Consider the following 12544-nt stretch of genomic DNA (forward strand, 5'->3'; position numbering starts at 1 on the left):
CCCCACGGGCGATCGGTCCAGTGTCCGCACCGGTGTCGTACCGCTGGATTAGGGTGCCGACGATGGCCGCACCGGAATCGCTCTCACTCGCCCAGGCGCGTCGCGTGGCGCTCGCCGCGCAGGGCTTCGCCGACCCCGCACCCGCCGGCACGCCCACCCGCCGGCACCTGCGCCGGGTGCTCGACCGGGTCGGGCTGTTCCAGATGGATTCCGTGAACGTGCTGCAACGGGCGCACTACCTGCCGCTCTACAGCCGGCTCGGGCCCTACCCGACCTCGCTGCTCGACGCCGCCGCCTACCGCCGCCCCCGGGAGCTGTTCGAATACTGGGGCCACGAGGCGTCGCTGGTGCCCGTCGGGCTGCACCCGACGCTGCGCTGGCGGATGGCCCGGGCCCGGTCGCAGGCCTGGGGCGGCATGCGGCGCATCGCCCAGGAGCAGCCCGGCCTGGTCGCCTGGGTACGCGACGAGGTGGCCGCCCGGGGGCCGCTCACGGCCGCTCAGATCGAGCACGACGCGCCCCGGGAGACCGGCAACTGGGGATGGAACTGGTCGGCGGTGAAGCAGGCGCTGGAGTTCCTGTTCTGGGCGGGAGAGGTGGCCGCCGCCGATCGCACCACGTCGTTCGTCCGCCGCTACGACCTGCCCGAGCGGGTGCTGCCGGCCGCGGTGCTGGACGCGCCCACGCCGAGCGACGCGCAGGCATACCGCTCGCTGGTGGGCATCGCCGCCCGGTCGCTCGGAGTGGCCGCCGAGCCGGAGCTGCGCGACTACTTCCGGCTGCCGCTGCCCGGCGCCCGGCAGGCCATCGCCGAGCTGGTGGAGGCGGGGGAGCTGCTGCCGGTCGCGGTGCAGGGCTGGCGGCAGCCGGCCTGGCTGCACGCGGGGGCGAGGCTGCCTCGTCGGGTCCGCGCCAACACCCTGGTCAGCCCGTTCGACCCGGTGGTCTGGGAGCGGGCGCGCGCGGAGCGGCTCTTCGACTTCAGCTACCGCATCGAGATCTACGTGCCGGCCCCGCAGCGGGTGCACGGCTACTACGTGCTGCCCTTCCTGCAGGGGGAGCGGTTCACCGCCCGGGTTGACCTGAAGGCCGACCGGAAGGCCGGCGTACTGCTGATACCGGCCGCCTGGGCCGAGCCGGACATCGACCGGGGTGAGACCGCGCTGGCGCTCGCCGCCGAGCTGCACCGCCTCGCCGGCTGGCTGGGCCTGGACGCGGTGGCCCCGCCCGCCGGTGGCGACCTGGCCGTCCCGCTGGCCGCCGCGTTGGTGGGCCTGGCCGGTGTACGGTGAGCGGCGTGACGAGCGTTGACGGACCGGCCCCCCAGCCGCATCCGCAGGCCGGCGGGGTCGAGGCACCGCCCCAGCAGTGGCCGGCGGCGACCGATGCGGGACCGGCGGCCCACCCGGGCCCGGCGGGCGAGGGCTGGCCGGCGGGTCAGGTGCCGCCCTACCCGCCGCCGCCCTATCCGGTGGCCGAACCGGATCGGCTGACCCGCTTCGTCGTCGGCCTCTACGAGCGTTCCCCGCGCTGGGCGGTGCCGCTGGCGGCGCTGGGCTGTGTCGGGGCCGGGATCGGCTACGCGCTGCTCAGCGATCCGACCCGCTCTGCGCCGGACGCCGCGCCGACCTGTCTGCTCAAGCTGACCACGGGGCTGGACTGCCCGGGCTGCGGCGGCACCCGCGCGCTCTGGTACGTGCTGCACGCCGACCTGCCGGCCGCGGCCCGGCACCACTTCCTCTTCGTCTTCGTGCTGCCCTTCCTGGCCTATCTCTTCGTGGCCTGGGCGGGCCGGCAGGCCTTCGGCTGGCGCCTGCCGGAGCTGCGGATCAGCTCCCGCGCGATCGGCGTCTTCCTGGCTGCGTGGCTGGCCTTCTCCGTGCTGCGCAACCTCCCCTGGGCCCCGTTCACCTCCCTCTACGTCTGACCGGGCGGCGACGCTCTGCTGAGGGGGCAGGTGGTGTGGCGGCGGCCAGCTTCGGCGGCGGCCGGGCGGCTGGCGGCGCGTCCCGCGTGCTCGGGCGGCGCTCCGGGTGATCGACATTGCACCCGGCGAGCCTGACTTGGGCGTCGCGGGTCGCCGCCACTACAGTCCCAGGAATGCCGGAAATGGTGCAGCCCCAGGTCAAGCTCGTCGCGTGGACCCACTTCGAGGCGCCCGACGAGGTGCCGTGGTCGACGGACGCCGAGGGCGGCCAGGCGCTCGCGGAGTTCGCCGGGCGGGCCTGCTACCAGAGCTGGAAGAAGCCGAACCCGGCGACCGCCACCAACGCCGGCTACCTCGCGCACATCCTGGAGGTCGGCCACCTGAGCGTGCTGGAGCACGGCTCGGTCAGCTTCTACTTCAGCGGGGTGTCGCGCTCCTTCACCCACGAGCTGATCCGGCACCGGCACTTCTCGTACTCCCAGCTCTCCCAGCGGTACGTGCCGGAGCGCGACGCCGCCATGGTCGAGCCCTCGGTGATCGCCGACGACCCGGAGCTGCACAAGAAGTTCGTGGCGGCGGCCGAGGCCAGCGTGCGCGCCTACAACGAGCTGCTGGAGGGGTTGGAGCGGCGCTTCGCCGATGTGGAGAACGCCACACTGCGGCGCAAGCAGGCCCGCCAGGCGGCCCGCGCGGTGCTGCCCAACGCCACCGAGACCCGCATCCTGGTCACCGGCAACTACCGGGCCTGGCGGCACTTCATCGCCATGCGCGCCACCGAGCACGCCGACGTGGAGATCCGCGAGCTGGCGGTGCAGTGCCTGCGCCAGCTCCAGGGCGTGGCCCCGAACGTCTTCGCCGATTTCGTCATCTCGACCCTGCCCGACGGCACCGAGGTCGCCGCCAGCCCGCACGGGGAGTGAGTCCTGAGGCCTTCCCCGGCGGGGCGTCAGTGGTCGTCCGCTAGGTTGGTGGCATGACGCACGACCACCCTGCCCCGCCCGCCCGGGCGGTGTCCCGTCCCTTCGGGCGAGTGCTCACGGCCATGGTGACCCCGTTCACCGCCGAGGGCTCGCTCGACCTCGACGGCGCCGCCCGGCTCGCCAGCCACCTGGTCGACGAGCAGGGCAACGACGCCCTGGTGGTCAACGGCACCACCGGCGAGTCGCCGACCACCACCGACGCGGAGAAGGCACAGCTGATCCGGGCCGTGGTGGAGGCCGTCGGGGACCGCGCCAAGGTCGTGGCCGGGGTCGGCACCAGCGACACCCGGCACACCCTGGAGCTGTCCGCCGCCGCCGAGAAGGCCGGCGCGCACGGCCTGCTCGTGGTCACCCCCTACTACAGCAAGCCGCCGCAGAACGGCCTGCTGCGACACTTCACCGCGGTCGCGGACGCCACCGGCCTGCCGGTGATGCTCTACGACATCCCGCACCGGGCGGGTGTGGCGATCGACACCGAGACGATGGTGCGGCTGGCCGAACACGGCCGCATCGTCGCGGTGAAGGACGCCAAGGGCGACCTGACCGCCACCAGTTGGGTCACCGCCCGCACCAACCTCGCCTTCTACAGCGGCGATGACTCGCTCACCCTGCCCTCGCTGGCCGTGGGCGGCGTCGGCGTGGTCGGCACCTCGACCCACTTCACCGGCGCCCTCACCAAGCAGATGATCGAGGCGTACGACGCGGGGGACACCGCGACCGCGCTGAACCTGCACCGGCGGCTGATGCCGCTGTTCACGGGCATCTTCCGTACCCAGGGCGTGATCCTGGTGAAGGCGGGCCTGGCCGCCGTGGGGCAGCCAGCCGGCCCGGTGCGTGCGCCGCTGGTCGACGCGACCGACGACGAGATCGCCCAGCTCCGCGCGGACAGCGCGGCGGCGGGCGTGGAACTGCCCAAATGACCGAACGACACGATGGACGCCGAGTGACGGCGTCGCAGAATGAGGTGGACGCGTGACCGAGGCGCACAACGAGACGGAACAGCCACCGCCCCTGCCGGAAGGCGGGCTGCGGATCATCCCGCTCGGCGGACTCGGCGCCATCGGCCGCAACATGACCGTCTTCGAGTACGACGGCAAGTTGCTGGTTGTCGACTGCGGGGTGCTCTTCCCCGACGTGGAGCAACCCGGGGTGGACCTGATCCTGCCGGACTTCGCCCCGATCCTGGACCGGCTGGCCGACGTGCAGGCGATCGTGCTCACCCACGGCCACGAGGACCACATCGGCGCGGTGCCGTACCTGCTCGCACACAAGCCCGACATCCCGCTGGTCGGCTCCCAGTTCACCCTTGCCCTGGTCGAGGCGAAGCTCGCCGAGCGGCGCATCCAGCCGTACACGCTGACGGTGCGGGAGGGCGGCCGGGAGCGGCTCGGCCCGTTCGAGTGCGAGTTCTTCGCGGTCAACCACTCGATCCCCGACGCGCTCGCCGTGGCCATCCGCACCCCGGCCGGCCTGGTGCTGCACACCGGCGACTTCAAGATGGACCAGCTCCCGCTCGACGGCCGGATCACCGACCTGGCCGGGTTCGCCCGGCTCGGCGCCGAGGGCGTGGACCTGCTGCTGTCGGACTCCACCAACGCGGAGATCCCCGGCTTCGTGACGCCCGAGCGGGACATCGGGCCGGTGCTCGACTCGATCTTCGCGAAGGCGAAGGGGCGGATCATCGTCGCGTCGTTCGCCTCGCACGTGCACCGGGTGCAGCAGGTCTTCGACTCCGCCGCCGAACACGGCCGCAAGGTCGCCCTGATCGGCCGCTCCATGGTGCGCAACATGGGCATCGCCCGCGACCTGGGGCTGCTCAACATTCCGGCCGGGCTGGTGGTCAGCCTGGACGAGGCGACGACCATGCCGCCCGAGCAGATCCTGCTGATGTCCACCGGGTCGCAGGGTGAGCCGATGAGCGCCCTGGGCCGGATGGCCAGCGGCGACCACCGGCACATCACCATCGCCCCCGGCGACACGGTGGTGCTCGCCTCGTCGCTGGTGCCCGGCAACGAGACCTCGGTCTACCGGGTGATCAACCGGCTGGCCCGTGCCGGCGCCGTGGTGGTGCACAAGGACGTGGCCAAGGTGCACGTCTCCGGTCACGCCCCCGCCGGCGAGCTGCTCTACCTGCTCAACGTGGTGCGTCCCAGCAACCTGATGCCGGTGCACGGCGAGTGGCGGCACCTGCGCGCGCACGCCCGCCTCGGCATCGAGTCCGGCGTCGCCCCCGACCGGGTGGTGCTCTGCGAGGACGGCGACGTCGTCGACCTCGTCGAGGGCCGGGCCAGCGTGGTCGGGCACGTCAAGAGCCGCTACGTCTACGTCGACGGTCTCGCCGTCGGCGACGTCAGCGAGTCGCTGCTCACCGAGCGCCGGATCCTCGGCGACGGCGGGTTCATCGCCACCACCGTGGTGGTCGACTCGGTGACCGGCAAGGTGGTGGCCGGCCCGACGCTGTCGGCGAAGGGCTTCTCGGAGGACCCGGAGGCGTTCAGTCCGGTGATTCCGCTCGTTACCGAGGCGTTGACCCGGGCCGCCTCCGACGGCATCACCGACCCGCACCAGCTTCAGCAGATCGTCCGGCGCACCGTGGGACGGTGGGTGAACGACAAGTACCGTCGTCGGCCCATGATCGTCCCGACGGTCGTCGAGGTCTGACCCGAACGCGACGACGCCCGCCGGCACCCAGGTGCCGGCGGGCGTCGTCGTTCCTGTGCGGGGGCAACACCGACCCGGCACCGCGACCGGGCGGGTCGCCGACGTCCCCGTGCACGTCGGCGACCAACCGGAACCCGCCGGCCGACTCAGCTGCGGAAGCGGCGGCGCAGCAGCAGGAGCAGGCTGGCCCCGAAGGCCAGCAGCGCCACACCGAACAGGACGTACGTGGTGACAGCCGGACCGGTGCGGGGCAGATCGTCCCCGTCCCCGGCGGGCCTCGTCGGAGCTGAGGTGGCGCTCGGGGTCGACGTGGTGCTCGGGGTCGACGTGGTGCTCGGGGTCGACGTGGCGCTCGGCTGCGCCGACGGCGAGGTGGTCGGGTCGCCGCCCCCGGCACCGCCCGGCACCTTCAAGGTGACCGAGGTGTCCTTGTTGGTGTACCGGTTGGTGGGCCCGAGATACAGCCGGAAGCTCTCTGCCTCCGCGCTGACCGCGAGGCGGATCTGCACGGTGTCCGTGGCACCGGCCTTCAGTACGCCGGACCGCAGGATCTCGCAGCCCGCGCCGGCCATCCGACCGCTGTCCGAGCACAACGGCCAGATCACCCGCACTCCCTTCGGGGTGATGACGTTCAGCGCGTAACGGCTGATGGCGAAGGTGCCGCTGTTGCGCACCCGGGCCGTGACCCCCATCGACCCGTCGGTGACGGGGCTGGCGGTGGCCCGCAGTCGCAGTGCCGTTCGGTTCGGCCAGCTGACGCGGAAGTCAGTGGGCTGATCCGTGCCACCGGAGGCGTCCCGGCCTGCGACGGAGCCCCACTGCTGGATGTCGAAGACCGCTTCGGGGACCGTCGAGGTCAGCGTCATCCTGTAGGTCCGCCGGCCCCCGGCCGGCAGTTCCGCACCGCCGCAGATCCAGCTCTCGGCGGCCTCTGGGCGGCAGTCGCCACCCGTCAGCGTCAGCCAGGGCGGCAGGCGAAGGATGAAGAAGCCCTTCGCCGCGGAGTTCCCGCCGTTGCTGACGGCGACCTCCAGGGGCGCCGACGGGCGCCACGGGTCGCCGGTGAGGAAAACCGGATCGGCCCGGGCGGAGATGGTCGACTGGGCGGTCGGTGCCGGTGCGGCGGCGTACGCCACCGCAGGCGGGGTGCTGCCGGGCAGCGCCAGCAGGGTGGTGGTGGCCAGAATGCCGAGGCGGAACGGGTATCTCATCGTGAACTCCCGGGATCGGGTGTGGGTGATGTGAAGACCACACCTGAGCGGGACACCGGGTTGCCGCACTGTCGGTATTCGGTCAGGGCAGCGCGGCGACCGCCTCGGCGTACGCGACGGCGGTCGACACGGCCGCGTCGAGCAGGACGGCGAGTTGGGCGGGCGCCACCCCGTGGGCCAGGTCGGTGGTGACGTCACCGGCCAGCACCAGCTCGTCGCCCTGCTCGTGCACGTAGGCCTTCGGCAGCAGCCGGTCGTGGTTCCAGGCGTTGCAGAAGGCGTACGCCTCGACCCGCCGCCCGACGGGCAGCCGGCGGCCCGCCGCGGAGCGGGCCTGGAGGACCTCGCCACGCTCGCCGGTGCGCCGGAACTGGATGAGCACCTCGCCCCACCGCCCCGTCACGGCGCCCCGGGCGTCCACGTCGTACGGGTCTCCGCGCCGGTCCAGGGCGGTCGTGATCATCCCGAGGGTCAGCGGGCGCGGTTCCCCGTCCGCCGGCGGGTCCTCGTCGGGCGGATCGTCGGCGTCGGCGTCGACCTCGTCGGGCGGCAGGGGCACCGGCGCGGCGGTCGGCCGTTCGGCCAGCCAGGACGCGATCCGGCCCGACTGGTGGCCGGTGCCGTTGCGGGCGTCGAAGCTGCCGGCGAGCGCGGTGGCCACCCCGAGCAGGGTCGCGCCGAGCGTGGCCACGTCCAGCTCGGCGGCGGGCCGCACCCCGTACGCCGGGCGGTGCAGGGTCCGCCCGCCGAGCCCCGCCTCGACGGCGAGGGCGCAGACCAGCGCCCCGGCGGCGGCGAACTCCATCGCGCAGAGGTCGTCGTGCGGGCGGTCCAGCCGGGGCAGTTGCTCGGCGAGGACGTCGAGGCCCCGGCCGGGGTGCCCGGCCAGCGCGCAGAACCGCAGGTGCGCGGCGAGCAGCGGGAACGCGGCGTGTTCCCGCCGGTGCCGCCGGTAGGCCCGCACGTGTGCCTCGGCCGCCCGCTGCGGCTCGCCGAGCCGCAGCCAGGACAGCAGCCCGGCGGCGAGCGTCCGCTCGGGTTGCTCCGTGCAGCCGGCCGGGTGGTCCGGGGTGTCCCCGAGGGCGGCCAGCGCGGCGGAGTGCTCGCCCCAGCCGCCGAGCAGTTCCGCCCGCCGGGCCGACGCGCAGTCCGGACAGCCGCCCACCGGCCCCGGGCCGGCCGCCGACCAGCGGTCGTACCACCTGCGGGCGGCGGGCTCGTCGCCGAGGTGGTCGGCGACGCGGCAGCGCAGCTCGGCGATCGCTGCCGGGTCGCCGGGGACGCACGCGGCGAGATCGTCCAGCATGGCGCGGGCCTGGTCCAGCCCGACGCGGGGTGAGCCGAGCAGGGCCTCCACCGCGTAGCGCTGGTAGCGCCGCAGCGGCTCCACCTGTGCGGTCGCCGGCAGGTCGGGGCGGCGTTGCGCGGCGGCGAGGCAGCGGCGTACGGGCTCGACCAGCCGCCACCGCTGCCCGTGCGACAGGTACGCCTCGATCAGCGCGAACCGGGCCGCGACCGCCGTCGGGTCGTCGCCGGTGGCGTCGGCGTGCGCGGCGATGCGTTCCAGTTCGGTGCTGCGGGCGTCGTCGTCGGGGGTGTCGCGGGCGTCGGCGAGCGCCGCGGCCAGCGCGGGGTCGGGCTGGCGGCCACCGCGCCGCAGCCCGCCCCACCAGCCGGGCAGCCCGAACGGGTCGAGCCCGCGACCGGCCACGTCTCCGCCGGTGCCCGTCACGCCACCACCGCGCCGGGCAGCCGGCCCACCTCGGTGGCGAGCTGGCAGCCGGTGGCGATGCCGCAGTCCAGCAGCTGGTCGAGTTGGTGTGCGGTGACGCCGCGTTCCAGGTCGGTGATCACCTCGCCGCAGATCCGGGCCTGCCCGTCGTCCTCGACGTGCACGAACGCCTTCGGCCAGAGCCGGTCGTGGTTCCACGCGTTGCAGAAGGCGTGCAGCGCCGGCACGTACTCGATCGGGAACGTCGGCGCGGTCAGGGTGCGGACCTGGAGCAACTCCCCGGCGGCGCCGGGACGTAGGAACCAGATGAGGCTGTCGTCCCAGCGGCCGACCAGGTCGCCGTCGGCGTCGGCCTCGACGCGGTAGCCCCGGCTGCGCAGCACGGCGGCGACCAGCTCGCCGGTCAGCGGTTCCAGCGCCCCCGGGTGTCCCGTCGGCGGGCCGTCCCGACCGTCCTCGAATCCGGGCGACGCCATGGGGGCATCCCTTCTGAGGCAGATATCACGCGACGCGGCGGGGCCCGCGCTGCGACACGCGGACACGACCCGGAAAGGCGGCGATCTGCCGGGTCCCGCCATTAGGTTGATGCTATGGCGGGCCGTACCTCTCAGGCGAGCCGGCGGCGCGGCGCGTCGCCGCGTGGCACCACTAACAGTCGTGCCCGTCAGCCGGCGAAGAAGACCACCCGGGCGGCGCCCCGGCGGCGACCGGCGGCCCGCCAGGGCCCGAGGTTGATCGTCGGGCAGGCGGCCCGCGCGCTGTGGATGGGGATGGCGCACGGCGTCGGCTGGACGTTCCGGCAGGCCGGCTCGGCCCGGGGGCTCGACCCGGAGCAGCGCCGCGACGGCGCGGGCCTACTCGTCTTCGGTCTCGCCCTGCTCAGCGCGGTGGCCCTCTGGTTCTCCGGCGCCGGCCCGGTCGGTGCGCGGCTGGCCGACACCGTCCGGCTCTTCCTCGGGGCGATCTCCGTGGTGGTGCCGGTGCTGCTGATGATCGGGGCCTGGCGGCTGATGCGCGAGCCGGTCGATCCGGAGCACCGGGGCCGGGGGCTGGTCGGCTGGTCGGCCATGCTGGTCGCCACCGCCGCGATGCTGCACATCGGGCAGGCCCCGGCGACCGCGGGCGAACGCGACTTCGCCGGCGGCCTGGTCGGCGCCGGCATCGGCAGCCTGATGGAACGGGCGGTCACCGCCTGGGTGGCGGTGCCGCTGCTGATCCTGCTGCTGGTGTTCGGCCTGCTGGTGGTCACCGCCACCCCGATCAACAAGGTCCCGGAGCGGCTCGGCCTGCTGTTCGGCACCCGCATCGCCCCGCCGGAGGTCGAGGAGGCGGACGAGGTGGTGGTGCAGCCGGCGCCCCGCCGGCGCTCCGCGAAGCGGGCGGCCCCGCCGCCGCTCGACCCGGCCGAGTTCGACGACGACCTCGACGGGGTGGACCTCCAGGAGACCCTGGTGCTGCCCCGCAAGCCGCCCGGCCGGGTCCCGGCCAGCCGCCGGCCGGCGGAACCACCGGAGCACTCGCCGGCCCCGACCCGTGCCGAGCAGCTCGCGCTGACCGGGCTGGCCGGCGACTACACGCTGCCGCCGGCGAACATCCTCGGCGGCGGCGCCGCCCCGAAGTCACGGAGCAAGGCCAACGACGAGGTGATCGTCGCGCTCACCGGCGTCTTCGACCAGTTCGGCGTGGACGCCGCCGTCACCGGCTTCACCCGGGGGCCGACCGTCACCCGCTACGAGGTGGAGTTGGGCCCGGGCGTCAAGGTCGAGCGGATCACCCAGCTCTCCCGCAACATCGCGTACGCGGTGAAGTCGCCCGACGTGCGCATCCTCAGCCCCATCCCGGGCAAGAGCGCGGTCGGGGTGGAGATCCCCAACACCGACCCGGAGAACGTCGCGCTCGGCGACGTGCTGCGGTCGCGGGCCGCCACCGGCGACCACCACCCGATGGTGGTGGCGCTCGGCAAGGACATCGAGGGCGGCTTCGTGGTGGCGAACCTCGCCAAGATGCCGCACATCCTGATCGCCGGCGCGACGGGCGCGGGCAAGTCCTCATGCCTCAACTCGCTGCTGGTGTCCATCCTGACCCGGGCCACGCCGGACGAGGTGCGGCTGTTGCTGATCGACCCGAAGCGGGTCGAGATGACCGGCTACGAGGGCATCCCGCATCTGGTCACCCCCATCGTGACCAACGCCAAGAAGGCGGCCGACTCGCTGGAGTGGGTCGTGCGCGAGATGGACATGCGCTACGACGACCTCGCCGCGAACGGGGTCCGGCACATCGACGACTTCAACCGCAAGGTGCGCAACGGCGAGATCAAGGCGCCGCCGGGCAGCGAGCGGGAGATGCGCCCGTACCCGTACCTGCTGGTGATCGTGGACGAGCTGGCCGACCTGATGATGGTCGCCCCGCGCGACGTGGAGGACTCGGTCGTCCGGATCACCCAGCTCGCCCGGGCGGCCGGCATCCACCTGGTGCTGGCCACCCAGCGCCCCTCGGTCGACGTGGTCACCGGCCTGATCAAGGCGAACGTGCCGTCCCGGCTGGCGTTCGCCACGTCCTCGCTGGCCGACTCCCGGGTCATCCTCGACCAGCCGGGCGCGGAGAAGCTGCTGGGCCGCGGCGACGGCCTGTTCCTGCCGATGGGCGCCTCGAAGCCGGTCCGGATCCAGGGCGCCTGGGTGACCGAGCGCGAGATCGCCGACGTGGTGAAGTTCTGCAAGGACCAGCGGGAGCCGGAGTTCCGCCCGGACGTGCTGGCCGCGCCGGAGAGCGCCCGGAAGAAGATCGACGAGGACATCGGCGACGACCTGGACCTGCTGGTGCAGGCGGTTGAGCTGGTGGTCACCTCGCAGTTCGGCTCGACCTCGATGCTGCAACGCAAGCTGCGGGTCGGCTTCGCCAAGGCGGGACGGCTGATGGACCTCATGGAGACCCGGGGAGTGGTCGGCCCGTCGGAGGGTTCCAAGGCGCGCGACGTGCTGGTCAAGCCGGACGAGCTGGCGGAGGTCCTGGCCGGCCTGCACGGCGGTGCGGGCTAGGCCGCACGTCGGCGGTGCGGCTGGGCCGTCGGGTGGCGGTGCGGGCTGGGCCGCCCGTCGGCGGTGCGGCTGGGCTGTCGGGTGGCGGTGACGCGGGGCGCGCACGCGACGGGCCCGCCGGCACGCCGGCGGGCCCGTTCTCCGCGAGCAGCGGAGGTCAGTTGTTGACGATCGCGCTGACGATCAGCAGGCTGATGACGATGGCCGCCACGTTGGCGGCGGCGGCGTACCAGCCGAGGGGCTTGTCACCCAGCACGGCGCCGACGATGCCCAGCACCAGTCCGATGATGCCGAAGATGAGCGGATTCAGCAGGAGCGCGAGGACCGCGAAGACGAAGGCCACGATCGTGCAGATCCGGGCGGCGTTGGTGTTGTTGCGGCGGGCGGTCGGGTTCGGGTTGACCATGTCTGCCTCCGTGGGTGAGAGCCTCTCGGTGCCAGGCACAGCTCTACCCACTGCGTCCGCCCGGCAAGCCTGGCCCGGCGGCGCCGATCAGTGGAAGACCTTCAGCCCGACGACGCCGGCGACCACCAGCAGCAGGGCGGCGATCCGGGGCAGGCTGGCCGGCTCGTTCAGCGCGAGCATGCCGACCAGGGCGGTGCCGACCGCCCCGATGCCGACCCAGACGACGTAGCCGGTGCCGACCGGGATCTCGCGCAGCGCGTACGCCAGGCCGGCCATACTGAGCACGAGGGTCACCACGAAGACCAGCGACGGGACGAGCCGGGTGAAGCCGGCGCTGCGGTCGAGGGCGACCGCCCACGCGGTCTCGAGGAGTCCGGAGATCACCAGCACGATCCAGGCCATGAGAGATCACCTCTGCGGTGTGCCCGGTCCGCCGGGGCCGGGACGAGTCGGCATGTCACGGGGCGTCTTGGCCTGACCGGGTACGCCCGCACTCGTCCGGGACGACCCGCGGGCCGTCGCGACCGACGTTAGCACCGTCCGGCGTGAACCGGGCCACCTCCGGTTGACGTGAACCTCACTTGAGCTT

The 12544-nt window shown here is 73.6% G+C and carries 11 protein-coding genes and 1 riboswitch; of the genes, 6 read left to right on the forward strand and 5 right to left on the reverse strand.

Features of this window, described 5'->3' with window-relative positions; all coding sequences use genetic code 11:
- Positions 1-62: 62 nt before the first annotated feature.
- The 5 genes from ACQ452_RS07750 (at position 63) to ACQ452_RS07770 (ending at position 5568) form a co-directional block, all read left to right on the forward strand.
- Positions 63-1292 carry a winged helix-turn-helix domain-containing protein gene (locus ACQ452_RS07750; RefSeq protein ID WP_433391545.1) on the forward strand — a complete coding sequence of 410 codons (1230 nt, stop codon included), beginning with the start codon at positions 63-65 and terminating at the stop codon, positions 1290-1292.
- Positions 1289-1927 (forward strand): DUF2752 domain-containing protein, encoded by a 639-nt coding sequence (locus ACQ452_RS07755; protein WP_433391548.1) that lies wholly within the window; start codon positions 1289-1291, stop codon positions 1925-1927. The genes ACQ452_RS07750 and ACQ452_RS07755 overlap by 4 nt, the downstream gene beginning before the upstream one ends.
- Before the next feature lie 182 nt (positions 1928-2109).
- Positions 2110-2847, forward strand: a complete 738-nt coding sequence (thyX, locus tag ACQ452_RS07760; RefSeq protein ID WP_433394031.1) for an FAD-dependent thymidylate synthase — start codon at positions 2110-2112, stop codon at positions 2845-2847.
- A gap of 53 nt (positions 2848-2900) precedes the next feature.
- The gene (dapA, locus tag ACQ452_RS07765; RefSeq protein ID WP_433391551.1) at positions 2901-3827 is read left to right on the forward strand and encodes a 4-hydroxy-tetrahydrodipicolinate synthase; all 927 of its coding nucleotides are present in this window, start codon (positions 2901-2903) and stop codon (positions 3825-3827) included.
- A 52-nt stretch (positions 3828-3879) separates the two neighbouring features.
- Entirely contained in the window at positions 3880-5568 is a 1689-nt protein-coding gene (locus tag ACQ452_RS07770) for a ribonuclease J (RefSeq protein ID WP_433391553.1), read from the forward strand.
- A gap of 146 nt (positions 5569-5714) precedes the next feature.
- On the opposite strand, the gene ACQ452_RS07775 is transcribed toward ACQ452_RS07770, so the two are convergent.
- The 3 genes from ACQ452_RS07775 to ACQ452_RS07785 all read right to left on the reverse strand — a co-directional run bounded on the left by ACQ452_RS07775 (position 5715) and on the right by ACQ452_RS07785 (position 8987).
- The gene (locus ACQ452_RS07775; protein WP_433391556.1) at positions 5715-6779 is read right to left on the reverse strand and encodes a hypothetical protein; all 1065 of its coding nucleotides are present in this window, start codon (positions 6777-6779) and stop codon (positions 5715-5717) included.
- Between the two features lie 82 nt (positions 6780-6861).
- Positions 6862-8511, reverse strand: coding sequence for a YbjN domain-containing protein (locus tag ACQ452_RS07780; RefSeq protein ID WP_433391558.1), 1650 nt, complete (start codon positions 8509-8511; stop codon positions 6862-6864).
- Positions 8508-8987, reverse strand: coding sequence for a YbjN domain-containing protein (locus tag ACQ452_RS07785; RefSeq protein ID WP_433391560.1), 480 nt, complete (start codon positions 8985-8987; stop codon positions 8508-8510). Before ACQ452_RS07785 ends, ACQ452_RS07780 begins: the two co-directional genes overlap by 4 nt.
- A 114-nt stretch (positions 8988-9101) precedes the next feature.
- Here ACQ452_RS07785 and ACQ452_RS07790 point away from each other — a divergent pair, with 114 nt between their 5' ends.
- A complete protein-coding gene (locus ACQ452_RS07790) occupies positions 9102-11549 on the forward strand; it encodes a DNA translocase FtsK 4TM domain-containing protein (protein WP_433391562.1) in 2448 nt (815 codons plus the stop codon).
- Positions 11550-11706: 157 nt separating this feature from the next.
- Here ACQ452_RS07790 and ACQ452_RS07795 read toward each other — a convergent pair whose 3' ends face one another.
- Together ACQ452_RS07795 and ACQ452_RS07800 are read right to left on the reverse strand one after the other, a co-directional pair.
- The gene (locus ACQ452_RS07795; protein WP_433391563.1) at positions 11707-11955 is read right to left on the reverse strand and encodes a hypothetical protein; all 249 of its coding nucleotides are present in this window, start codon (positions 11953-11955) and stop codon (positions 11707-11709) included.
- Positions 11956-12042: 87 nt separating this feature from the next.
- Positions 12043-12357, reverse strand: a complete 315-nt coding sequence (locus ACQ452_RS07800) for a DMT family transporter (RefSeq protein ID WP_433391565.1) — start codon at positions 12355-12357, stop codon at positions 12043-12045.
- Between the two features lie 56 nt (positions 12358-12413).
- Positions 12414-12477: riboswitch (guanidine-III (ykkC-III) riboswitch) on the reverse strand.
- Positions 12478-12544: the final 67 nt, after the last annotated feature.

This window comes from Micromonospora sp. KLBMP9576 (genome assembly GCF_050941805.1).
Taxonomy (GTDB): Bacteria; Actinomycetota; Actinomycetes; order Mycobacteriales; family Micromonosporaceae; genus Micromonospora.

What these genes read in the sequence shown, in the direction of transcription:
- thyX (WP_433394031.1), top strand. Translation starts at nt 2,110, where the DNA reads ATGGTGCAGCCCCAGGTCAAGCTCGTCGCGTGGACCCACTTCGAGGCG.
- ACQ452_RS07790 (WP_433391562.1), top strand. Translation starts at nt 9,102, where the DNA reads ATGGCGGGCCGTACCTCTCAGGCGAGCCGGCGGCGCGGCGCGTCGCCG.
- ACQ452_RS07795 (WP_433391563.1), bottom strand. Translation starts at nt 11,955, where the DNA reads ATGGTCAACCCGAACCCGACCGCCCGCCGCAACAACACCAACGCCGCC.
- ACQ452_RS07785 (WP_433391560.1), bottom strand. Translation starts at nt 8,987, where the DNA reads ATGGCGTCGCCCGGATTCGAGGACGGTCGGGACGGCCCGCCGACGGGA.
- ACQ452_RS07775 (WP_433391556.1), bottom strand. Translation starts at nt 6,779, where the DNA reads ATGAGATACCCGTTCCGCCTCGGCATTCTGGCCACCACCACCCTGCTG.
- ACQ452_RS07800 (WP_433391565.1), bottom strand. Translation starts at nt 12,357, where the DNA reads ATGGCCTGGATCGTGCTGGTGATCTCCGGACTCCTCGAGACCGCGTGG.
- ACQ452_RS07750 (WP_433391545.1), top strand. Translation starts at nt 63, where the DNA reads ATGGCCGCACCGGAATCGCTCTCACTCGCCCAGGCGCGTCGCGTGGCG.
- dapA (WP_433391551.1), top strand. Translation starts at nt 2,901, where the DNA reads ATGACGCACGACCACCCTGCCCCGCCCGCCCGGGCGGTGTCCCGTCCC.